This is a genomic window from Streptomyces sp. NPDC001339 (genome assembly GCF_042895955.1).
Classification (GTDB): domain Bacteria; phylum Actinomycetota; class Actinomycetes; order Streptomycetales; family Streptomycetaceae; genus Streptomyces.
Genome location: NZ_JBIAWT010000008.1, coordinates 391,400 through 401,570, shown reverse-complemented (window position 1 = coordinate 401,570; position 10,171 = coordinate 391,400). Strand labels below are relative to the sequence as shown.

The 10,171-nt window shown below is 67.9% G+C and carries 13 protein-coding genes; 7 read left to right on the top strand and 6 right to left on the bottom strand.

The window, feature by feature from the left end; translation table 11 throughout:
- Positions 1 to 241 precede the first annotated feature (241 nt).
- From ACFY12_RS25525 to ACFY12_RS25500, 6 genes are all read left to right on the top strand, one after another.
- Complete coding sequence (locus ACFY12_RS25525; protein WP_390718210.1) at positions 242 to 1,096, top strand: helix-turn-helix domain-containing protein; 855 nt, start codon at positions 242 to 244, stop codon at positions 1,094 to 1,096.
- Positions 1,077 to 1,298: a DUF397 domain-containing protein gene (locus ACFY12_RS25520; protein WP_390718209.1), complete on the top strand. Its 222-nt coding sequence runs from the start codon at positions 1,077 to 1,079 to the stop codon at positions 1,296 to 1,298. The genes ACFY12_RS25525 and ACFY12_RS25520 overlap by 20 nt, the downstream gene beginning before the upstream one ends.
- 167 nt (positions 1,299 to 1,465) lie before the next feature.
- The gene (locus tag ACFY12_RS25515) at positions 1,466 to 1,723 is read left to right on the top strand and encodes a hypothetical protein (RefSeq protein ID WP_390718208.1); all 258 of its coding nucleotides are present in this window, start codon (positions 1,466 to 1,468) and stop codon (positions 1,721 to 1,723) included.
- A 142-nt stretch (positions 1,724 to 1,865) separates the two neighbouring features.
- Complete coding sequence (locus tag ACFY12_RS25510) at positions 1,866 to 2,255, top strand: hypothetical protein (RefSeq protein WP_390718207.1); 390 nt, start codon at positions 1,866 to 1,868, stop codon at positions 2,253 to 2,255.
- A 126-nt stretch (positions 2,256 to 2,381) separates the two neighbouring features.
- Entirely contained in the window at positions 2,382 to 3,098 is a 717-nt protein-coding gene (gene wrbA / locus ACFY12_RS25505; RefSeq protein ID WP_390718206.1) for an NAD(P)H:quinone oxidoreductase, read from the top strand.
- Positions 3,099 to 4,520, top strand: a complete 1,422-nt coding sequence (locus ACFY12_RS25500; RefSeq protein WP_390718205.1) for a glutamate decarboxylase — start codon at positions 3,099 to 3,101, stop codon at positions 4,518 to 4,520.
- A 25-nt stretch (positions 4,521 to 4,545) separates the two neighbouring features.
- Here ACFY12_RS25500 and ACFY12_RS25495 read toward each other — a convergent pair whose 3' ends face one another.
- From ACFY12_RS25495 to ACFY12_RS25480, 4 genes are all read right to left on the bottom strand, one after another.
- Positions 4,546 to 5,187 (bottom strand): PadR family transcriptional regulator, encoded by a 642-nt coding sequence (locus ACFY12_RS25495; protein ID WP_390718204.1) that lies wholly within the window; start codon positions 5,185 to 5,187, stop codon positions 4,546 to 4,548.
- 63 nt (positions 5,188 to 5,250) lie between these two features.
- Positions 5,251 to 5,799, bottom strand: a complete 549-nt coding sequence (locus tag ACFY12_RS25490) for a DinB family protein (RefSeq protein ID WP_390718203.1) — start codon at positions 5,797 to 5,799, stop codon at positions 5,251 to 5,253.
- 146 nt (positions 5,800 to 5,945) lie between these two features.
- Entirely contained in the window at positions 5,946 to 7,403 is a 1,458-nt protein-coding gene (locus ACFY12_RS25485; protein WP_390718202.1) for an aldehyde dehydrogenase family protein, read from the bottom strand.
- A gap of 84 nt (positions 7,404 to 7,487) precedes the next feature.
- Positions 7,488 to 8,351, bottom strand: a complete 864-nt coding sequence (locus tag ACFY12_RS25480) for a helix-turn-helix domain-containing protein (RefSeq protein WP_390718201.1) — start codon at positions 8,349 to 8,351, stop codon at positions 7,488 to 7,490.
- Between the two features lie 345 nt (positions 8,352 to 8,696).
- Between ACFY12_RS25480 and ACFY12_RS25475 the strand changes: the two genes are divergently transcribed.
- On the top strand, positions 8,697 to 9,188 hold the full coding sequence (locus ACFY12_RS25475; protein WP_390718200.1) for an ATP-binding protein: 492 nt from the start codon (positions 8,697 to 8,699) through the stop codon (positions 9,186 to 9,188).
- Between the two features lie 197 nt (positions 9,189 to 9,385).
- On the opposite strand, the gene ACFY12_RS25470 is transcribed toward ACFY12_RS25475, so the two are convergent.
- Both ACFY12_RS25470 and rpsR read right to left on the bottom strand, forming a co-directional pair.
- Positions 9,386 to 9,625 (bottom strand): DUF397 domain-containing protein, encoded by a 240-nt coding sequence (locus ACFY12_RS25470; RefSeq protein ID WP_390718199.1) that lies wholly within the window; start codon positions 9,623 to 9,625, stop codon positions 9,386 to 9,388.
- A gap of 209 nt (positions 9,626 to 9,834) precedes the next feature.
- Positions 9,835 to 10,071, bottom strand: a complete 237-nt coding sequence (gene rpsR, locus ACFY12_RS25465; protein ID WP_390718198.1) for a 30S ribosomal protein S18 — start codon at positions 10,069 to 10,071, stop codon at positions 9,835 to 9,837.
- Between the last annotated feature and the right edge of the window lie 100 nt (positions 10,072 to 10,171).

Genomic DNA, 10,171 nt, shown 5'->3' with positions numbered 1-10,171 from the left:
TCTTGATGGGCTTCCTCGCCCCGCACTGGGGTGGACACCGAATCGCCCTGACGGCGATTCGGCTACCTCTGCCCTGCTCCGCAGGAGTCCGATTCCTCCCCGCCCTAAAGGACGGGCATCCTCGGAGGAATCAGGTGAACCGCTCACAGAGTGACGTGACGCCACGTAGCGTGAAAGGGATTTGGGCTCCCGGTCGCGGAGTGCGGAACGGGGCAAGGCGGTTGTGGAACGGCGGTGAGCCATGGTGCGGCGCAAGGACATCGATGGGTCGGAGAGCGTCCCTTGCTTCTACGGAAAGGAGTTGCGCTGGAAGCGGGAGCAAGCAGGCCTCACGCTCCAACAGTTGGTGGATGGCAGCTTCTACGGCCTGAGCCACCTCAGCGAGATCGAGCGGGGCGAGCGGCGGATGCCGGCGGATCTGGCCGAGCACGTGGACAAGGTGCTGAAGACGGACGGATTCTTCAAGCGCTGCTGCGAGGACGTACGGAAGGCGAAGTGGAGGGGCCACGCCGCCTACTTCGAGCACATCCTGGAGGCAGAGAAGCGGGCGAAGACCATCGAGGAGTGGTGCCCCACCGTCATTCCCGGCCTGTTGCAGAGCCCGGCGTACGCGCGAGCAGTGGTGCAGGCGACGCACCCCTTGGCGCCCGACGAGGAGACGGACGAGAAGGTCGACGCCCGCATGGCCCGAGCCCGGCTCTTCGAGGACGACCACAAAGTCCCCATGTACTGGGCGATCCTGCATGAATCGCTGCTGCGCCACCCCATCCTTCCCCCAGAGGGGATGGCGGAACAGCTCGACCACATCGCGGCGCTGGCCCGGCGTCGTCGGATCGTTCCACAAATCCTTCCGCTGAATTGCGGGCCGCATCCCTTCATGTTCGGCACCGCCAAGATCATGGCCTTCTCGGACGCCCCGCCGCTGATCTACACGGAATCGCTGCACAGCGGGGACACCATCGACGATCCGGCCCTCGTGGAGGAGTACCGCACGTCGTACGATCTGCTAAGGGCCGCCGCGCTGCCGCCAAAGGCGTCCCTCGCCATGATCGAGGAAGCGGCAGAGGATTACCGAAATGGCAAGCAAACGACTTGACTTGAGCACGGCCTTCTGGCGCAGGAGCAGCTACAGCAACGGCTCCGGCGGCGACTGCGTCGAAGTAGTCGACAACCTCCCCGGCATCGTCCCCGTCCGCGACAGCAAAGACCCCCACGGCCCGGCGATCGTCTTCCCCGCCGCCGCCTGGTCTTCCTTCGTCTCCGCCGTCAAGAACGCCGACACCCCAGGCCTCGCATGACCCTGGCGTGATGCCGCCATCCGGGCGACCTGCCACTGGCACGTGCGGGCCGAGGCGCGGACAATGGCCCCCGTTCCGTCACGGGGGCCATACGCAGGTCGCACCCCCCAGGAGGACCACATGTCGTGCAACAAGTGCGGACAGCAGATGGTGCGGGGACCGGGAGGATGGTGGCGATGCTACGGGTGCGGGAACAGCATGCCGGGAGCCTGTCCTGCCCCCAGTGCGGCAGCGATCTGGTAGCCGCGTCTCCTGACTGGTGGCGCTGCCTCGCCGAGCGGTGCTCGTACGAACTGACCGCCGAGGCGTACAGCCTCTACGCCACGCTGTCGGAGCTGTTCGAGCGCGATCCGGACGCCTTCTTCCAGATCGTACGGGCGCACCGCGACGAGCTGCGGGCGCTGGAGCCGGCCTGGATGCGCTGAGCCGCCCCCTCCCCTTCTCTCCCCCTCCCCTGTCCCATACGTCCCGTACATGATGTACGGGACGTATACCCGTGCATGGGAACTTTAGGATTGGCGGTGCCCCCGAGGGGGCGACGCCCGCCCGCCCTTGAGGGAGAGACTGTTGCACGCGCCGCACATATCCACGGACACCTGGTGGCTCATCGCCGCCGGAGCAACGGCAGTGTGCCTGGCCGTCTGCGTGCCCTTCATGCCTACGGCCCGCGCCAAGAAGATCATGACAGCTGTTCCCGCCGCCTTTGCGCTGATAGCGGCGCTCACCGCGCACAGCAGGCATCCGCTCACCCTCGACCAAACACTCGGCCTCTACTCGGCCACTATCCTCATTCCCCCACTCGGCATGGCCGGGCACCGCAAGGAACTGCAGAAAATGGCGAGGGACGCCCGCCTCTTCGGAGACACTTCCCTGCCGTCCATGAAATTCTGCATGCAGATGTGCACCGCGGTCGTCCTCATGCTGGGCATCTGGGGCGTGTGGCGCATGCACAGCTGAGACCCCGGCGGGGCGCTCGCAGTCGTACGGCCACCGCCTCCCTCCCCCGGCCGTACCGGACACGCCAAGCGCCCTTTACGCCCGTATTGTCGGGAGCCACGGGATCCAGGAGGGAGGTGCGTAGCCATGCGCACGCCGGTACCCGTGCACGACATCCACGTTGCCGTCATCTACTACTCCTCCACCGGCACCGTCGCCGAGCTGGCCCGCTGGATCGCGGACGCCGCCGAGCACGCCGGTGCCGACGTACGCCTGCGCCGCACCGCCGAACTCGCCCCGCAGACGGCCATCGATGCCAACCCGGCCTGGGCGGCCAACGCCGCCGCCACCGAAGACATCCTGGAGGCCACCCACGAGGACATCCTCTGGGCGGACGCGGTCATCTTCGGCACCCCGACCCGCTTCGGGAACGTGTCCTCCCAGCTCAAGCAGTACCTCGACACCCTCGGCGGGCTCTGGCACGAGGGCAGACTGGCCGACAAGGTCTACAGCGGCTTCACCGCGAGTGCCTCCCCGCACGGCGGCCAGGAGTCCACCCTCCTCGCGCTCTACCAGACCATCCACCACTTCGGCGGCATCCTCATCGCCCCGGGCTACACCGACGCGGCGAAGTTCACCGACGGCAACCCGTACGGCACCTCGCACGTCGGCGGCCCGGAGACCCCGCCCGACGACATCGCGCGCGTCGCCGCCCGCGTCCAGGCGGAGCGCGTCGTCAAGTTCACCAAAGCCATCAAGCACGGCCTCCACGACCTCCACCACGACGGCCACGACGGCCGCGACAGCCGCGAATTCCACGGCTCGCCGGGCCGCCAGGACCTCCCCCAGACTCCGGTGAACTGAATGACTCTGCACAAAGGAGCCTCGGCGCCCAGGGGTCCCCGTCACCCCGCCGCCCACCCCGTCAACCCCTTCTACGGCGAGGCCGACCCGATCGCCGGAATGGACACCGCGCCACCCCGTCACGCCCTGCCCGACGGCCCGGTCTCCCCGCACACCGCCTATCAGTTCGTCCACGACGAGCTGATGCTGGACGGCAACTCCCGGCTCAACCTCGCGACGTTCGTCACCACCTGGATGGAGACGCAGGCCGGCGTTCTGATGGCGGAGTGCCGGGACAAGAACATGATCGACAAGGACGAGTACCCGCGCACCGCCGAACTGGAGGAGCGGTGCGTGGCGATGCTCGCCGACCTCTGGCACGCCCCCGACCCGGCCGCCGCCGTCGGCTGCTCCACCACCGGATCCAGCGAGGCCTGCATGCTCGCCGGGATGGCGCTCAAACGGCGCTGGATGCGGCGCAACGCGGACCGCTATCCGGCCACGGCCCGGCCCAATCTCGTCATGGGCGCCAACGTCCAGGTCTGCTGGGAGAAGTTCTGCAACTTCTGGGAGGTCGAGGCCCGCCAGGTCCCGATGCGGGACGACCACTTCCACCTGGACGCGGAATCCGCCGCCGCACTCTGCGACGAGAACACCATCGGCGTGGTGGCGGTCCTCGGCTCGACCTTCGACGGGTCGTACGAGCCGGTGGCCGAGATCTGTACTGCCCTGGACGAGCTCCAGGAACGGAAAGGGTGGGACATCCCGGTCCATGTGGACGGCGCGTCCGGCGCCATGATCGCACCGTTCCTCGACCCGGAGCTGGTGTGGGACTTCCGGCTGCCCCGGGTCGCCTCCATCAACACCTCCGGCCACAAGTACGGCCTCGTCTACCCCGGCGTCGGCTGGGCGCTGTGGCGCGACGAAGCGGCGCTCCCCGAGGAGCTGATCTCCCGAGTCAACTACCTGGGCGGCGATATGCCGACCTTCGCGCTCAACTTCTCCCGGCCCGGCGCCCAGGTCGCCGCCCAGTACTACACCTTTCTGCGACTCGGCCGGGCCGGCTACCGCGCCGTACAGCAGACGACGCGGGACGTGGCCTGCTCCCTGGCCGAACGCATCGGCGCACTGGGCGACTTCACACTCCTCACCCGCGGCGACCAACTGCCGGTCTTCGCCTTCACCACCGCGGACGACGTCAAGGCGTTCGACGTCTTCGACGTGTCCCGGCGGATCAAGGAACGCGGCTGGCTGGTGCCGGCCTACACCTTCCCGCCCGACCGCCAGGACCTCTCCGTCCTGCGGATCGTCTGCCGCAACGGCTTCTCCCAGGACCTGGCCGACCTGTTCCTCTCCGACCTGGAAGATCTGCTGACCGAACTACGCCGGCAGTCGGGCCCCTTGCAGCGCCCGGAGAACGTGGCAACGGCCTTCCACCACTGACGTCGCGTTTCCCAAGGAGAACCGCTCAACGGGCGTCCCCAGGATGGACCTCCCCCGTCGCATACGGGTTCTCCTGCCCCTCCCTGAGCACCCCGATGAACGGCTCGCCCTCACCGGCGAAGACATACGCCCCGCCCTTGATCCGCTCGATCAGCCCACGGGTCCACTCGGCTCCGGCATCCGCCGAGTGGACCCAGTAATTCATGATCTCCCCGATATGACCGAGCTGCCCCGGCCCCCCCTCGGGCGTGTAGTACTCGGTGACCGAGGCACGCCACTCCGCGATGCCCCGTACCCGTTCCTCCAGGAGTTCCAGGGCCTCCGCGCGGTCCAGGTCGACGAGGAAGCCGAGCGCGGCCGCCAGCACATCGGGCTTCTGGTCGTACGCGGTCAGGGAGCCGCGCAGCAGCGTGAAGTACTCCTGCGTACCCCGCTCCGTGATCTCGTACTCGGTGCGCGGCGGCCCGCCGGCAACGGACGGCGCGGTCTCATGGGCGTGCAGCAGGCCCTGCTTCGCCATCTGTTTGAGCGCGTGGTAGATCGAGCCGGGCTTGGCATTGGACCACTCATGGGCGCCCCAGTACTCCAGGTCACTGCGTACCTGATAGCCGTGGGCACGGCCGTGCTGCCGGACGGCTCCGAGCACCAGAAGACGGATCACTGACATGCCCTCCAGGCTATTGCTCCCCCCGCGCCACCGCCCTCCCTACTGCCCTCCCCGCTGCTCTCCCTACTGCTCTCCCTGCTGCCGCTCCCGGTCCACCAGCTCGAAGGCCGTCGCACCGTCCAGGGACTCACGGATGATGTCCGCGTGACCGGCGTGCCGGGCGGTCTCCTCGATCAGATGGAGCAGCAGCCAGCGCATCGACTGCCGGGTGTTCGGCGGGAACCACGGCGCCTCGGGGAGCGGGAAGGTGTCGTTCAGGCTCGGTACGGACCGGATGAACTCCTCGGTCCGCCGGGCGGCACCGTCCCAGAACTCCAGCACACCGGCCAGCGTCTCCCCGTCCTCCAGCTGGAAGCTGAGATGCCAGTTGCTCTCGTCCCGCTCGATGGCGTGCGGCCGCTGCTGTGCGGTCTCCACCCAGCGCTGCTCGACCTCCGCGACATGCTTGACCAGTCCGGCCAGCGAGAGCTCACTGGCACTGGGCCGCTCGGTCACCTGGGCCTCGGTCAGCCCGAGGACCGCCCGTCGCAGCCCACCGCGCTGCGCCTCCAGGAAGGAGAGCAGCGCTCCGGTCTCGTCACCGTGCGCCTCCGCGAGAACGTGTGTGGGCATGGGGTCCGCCTTTCCCGACATCTCTGGGCGGCCGGCCCTCCGCCGCCGCCCTTCCGGCTTCCCTCACGCTAGAGGGGAAAGCGGACAGCCACTGTCCTAGATCTCGGAGCCGCTGTCCCGGATCCCCCACCGCCCTACCGGAAGGCTCAGAACGGGAATCGCGACCGCCCATGCTGAATGGAGATCCACTTGGTGGTGGTGAACGCCTCCACCATCGCCTCACCGTTCAGCCGCCCCACACCCGAGCTCTTCTCCCCGCCGAAGGGCACGATCGGCTCGTCGTGCACCGTGGCGTCATTGACGTGGAACATCCCGGTGTCGATGCGCTTGGCGAACCGCACGCCGCGCTCGATGTCGCCGGTGTGCACGGCGCCGCTGAGCCCGTACGGCGTGGCGTTGGTGATCCGTACGGCCTCGTCGTCGCCGTCGAAGGGAATCAGCATGACGACGGGGCCGAAGATCTCCTGGGTCAGCAGCGGGGAGTCCGCCGGCAGGCCGCCGAGCACGCTCGGCGCGACGAGTGTGCCCCTGGTCTCGCCGCGCAGGAGGGCCGAGGCGCCCTCGGCGACCGCGCGGTCCACCAGTGAGGAGACGGCCTCGGCCTGGCCCTCGTTGATCAGCGGGCCGATATGGGTCTGCGGGTCGGTGGGGTCGCCGACCTTCAGGGACGCGACCTTGGTGACGAACTTCTCGGTGAACTCCCGCTCCACGGAGCGGTCCACGAGTACCCGGTTGGCGGCCATGCAGACCTGGCCCTGGTGGACGAAGCGGCTGAAGACCGCGGCGTCCACGGCGTAGTCGAGGTCGGCGTCGTCGAGGACCACCAGGGCGCTGTTGCCGCCCAGTTCGAGAATCGAGTGCTTGAAGTGGGCGGCGGCGACGGTGGCGACGTGCCGGCCGACGCGCTCCGAGCCGGTGAAGGAGATGGTCTTGGGCACGGGGTGGTCGATCAGCGCGTCGCCGACCTCGGCGATGTCGGTGACGACGACGTTGAGCACACCGGCCGGCAGCCCGGCCTCCTCGAAGATCCTGGCGACCAGCCCGCCACCGCAGATCGGGGTGTTCTGGTGCGGTTTGAGGACGACGGCGTTCCCGAGCGCGATGGCCGGGGCGACGGACTTGAGCGAGAGCAGGAAGGGGAAGTTGAAGGGGCTGATGACGCAGACGACGCCGACCGGCAGCCGGTAGAGGCGGTTCTCCTTGCCGTCGATGGGCGAGGGCAGGATGCGGCCCTCGGGGCGCAGCGCGAGTTGGATCGACTCGCGGAGGAACTCCCTGGCGAGGTGGAGCTCGAAGGCCGCCTTGGTGAGGGTGCCGCCGACCTCGGCGGTGATCGCCTCGGACAGCTCCGCCTCGCGGTCGTCGATGATCCGCAGCATGCGTTCGAAGACCGTGCGGCGGGTGTACGGGTTGACGGCGCCCCATTCCCGCTGCGCGCGCTCGGCGGCACGGTAGGCCTGATCGATCTCCTCGACCGTGGCGACGGGTATAGAGGTGAGCTTTTCCCCGTTATAAGGGTTGAAGTCGACGATGTCCCACGAGCCGCTTCCGGAGCGCCACTCACCGTCGATGAACTGATAGGCCAACTCGTCGAAGTAGGACATGCCATCCCGATCTGGAGAACAGGGCACGCGAGGTGCCTAGTTGGGGGGTGCTGACTCCTGATGGTTCGCCATCCTACCGACGCGTCACATAAGTTGGAGTAGACCACGCAGGATGTCCCTGGTCTCCGCGGGACCCGGACCTTCCGCCTGTAGCCGGTCCATCACCCGCCCGTACTGGGCGACCTCTTCGGGCTTGTCCAGATAGAGCGCACTGGTGAGTTGTTCCATGAAGACGACGTCCGGCAGTCCGGATTCCTGGAATCCCAGCATGGTGAAGGCGCCGAATTCACCGGCGTGCCCGCCCAGGCTGAACGGCATGACCTGAAGACGCACATTCGGGCGCTCGGACACCTCGATCAGATGCCGCAGCTGTTCGCGCATGACCTGACGATCACCGTACGGGCGGCGCAGCGCGGCCTCGTCCAGTACACAGTGGAACTCCGCCGGCCGTTCGGCCACGAGCAGCTTCTGGCGTTCCATGCGCAGGGCGACCCGGCGGTCTATGTCGGCCGGAGCGGCGTCGGGCATACCGCGCCGGACGACGGCCTGGGCGTAGCTCTCGGTCTGCAACAGCCCGTGGACGAACTGGACTTCGTAGACCCGGATCAGGGATGTGGCTCCTTCCAGGCCCACATACGTCTGGAACCACGCGGGCAGCACATCGGTGTAACTGTGCCACCAGCCCGCCACGTTGGCCTCGCGTGCCAGGGACAGCAGTGCCTCCCGCTCCTGCGCGTCACCGACTCCGTACAGGGTGAGCAGGTCCTCTATGTCGCGCGCCTTGAAGCTCACCCTGCCCAACTCCATGCGGCTGATCTTCGATTCGGACGCCCGGATCGAATAGCCGGCCGCCTCGCGGGTTATCCCACGGGATTCACGCAGGCGGCGAAGCTGCGACCCGAGCAGGATCCGCCGCACCACCGACCCGCTCGACTCACTTGCGGACACCTCTCTGACCCTCCTGTGACCCCCACCCGTCCAACAGTGGGGCGAAGTCTGCCATGCCCAGGCTCCGTTGAGTGCTCATCCGATTACTGATATGTGCGGCTCGCGCAGGCTCTCCACAAGAACTGCCGCTCAGGACGACGAAGGAGCCGGAACAAATCCGGAAAGAATTGCCGTCAAATCCGGTCACTTTCCCGCAATCTCGGCGCGTGCACGTGCATCTGCCCTTGCATCTGTCTCACGCATTGGGAACCATGGGTGTCGCACACATGCACGCTCGTGAAAGATCCGCCAGGCCCGGCTGACCGGCCAGGGCCATGACGTCCGCGAACGCCAGGAGTGCCTCGCATGGGGACCAAGGTTTTGACCATGCTCGAGCCGTTGTGGCAGGGCTTTCCTCCCGTCGATCCGCTGACCGTCTCCGGATCCGTCTCGTGCATGCTCCCGCCGCGCTACGAATCGGTGAGCTGCGCACGGAAGTTCACGCGTGAGACCCTGCGCGGCTGGGATCTGGACGACGGCCTCTTCGACTCGGTGGGCCTGGTCGTCTCCGAACTCGTCACCAACGCCCTGCGGCACGCGATCCTCGCCGCCCCGGAGCACGCCGGCGCCACCCCGCCCGCCCGGCTCCATCTGATGCGCTGGTCACAGCGGCTGATATGCGCCGTACGGGACCCGAGCGACGACTCACCCGTCGCCACCGGCGGCGAAGCGGACTCCGCGGCGGAATCAGGGCGCGGGCTGTACCTGGTGGAATCGTTCAGCGACGGCTGGGGCTGGCACCCGCTGTCCGGCGTCACCCACGGCAAGATCGTGTGGGCGCTCTTCCGGCTGCCGTAGCCACCTTCGTAGCCACCTTCGTAGCCACTGCCTTCGACGAGAGCGGGCGCCCGTGTTCGACGGGAGCCCGCTCTCGTGCTGCGCGCCGGAGTGCACATCAATCCGCCGGGCGATGCGCCGGGCGAGGCGGGCGCATGTGTCAGCCCTACATGACCGGGGCCGAATGCACGTGCATATGCACCCGGCCGTATCCAGCCTCAGTCGCGTACGAGGTGGTCGAACTCCCCGTCCTTGACCCCCAGCAGCATCGCCTCGACCTCGGCCGGCGTGTAGATGAGCGCCGGACCGTCCGGGAACCGTGAGTTCCGGACCGCGATGTCGCCACCCGGCAGTTTGGCGAACTCCACGCAGGAGCCCTGGGAGTTGCTGTGCCGGCTCTTCTGCCAGGCGACATCATGGAGATCCGTTGCGGCCATGCCGTTGTATGCGTGGGGCACTGGGATCTCCCGGTGATAAACGGTGTCAACTGCCCGGGATCATAGCTGCGTTCACCAGCGAATGCATGCGCAGATGCACGTGCACGACAGTCGGTGCCGAGGCGGTCACAGCTCGTCGAGCGCCTTCCCCCGACGCGCCCCGGCAATCGGCCACAGGCCACCGCCTTCCGCCACCCGCCGAACGGCACCCCGCCGGCGAGCGACGGCGGTCACCGTGACCCGTACGGGAGCAGCGCCATCTCCCGCGCGTTCTTGATCGCCCGGGCCAGCTGCCGCTGCTGCTGGGCGGTGACCCGGGTGACCCGGCGGCTACGGATCTTGCCACGGTCCGAGATGAACTTCCGCAGCAGGTCGGTGTCCTTGTAGTCGATGTAGGTGATGCCCGCCGCGTCCAGCGGATTGGGGCGGGGCGTGAGCTTCCGGCGCGAGTCGGGCCGTCGGGGCATGGGACTTCCTTTGACGTACGTACGGAGGGCGGGTGCGCGGCCGGGCCGCGATCACGAAACGGGGTGGAGGAGTGCGTCGATCACAAAACGGGGCCGAGGA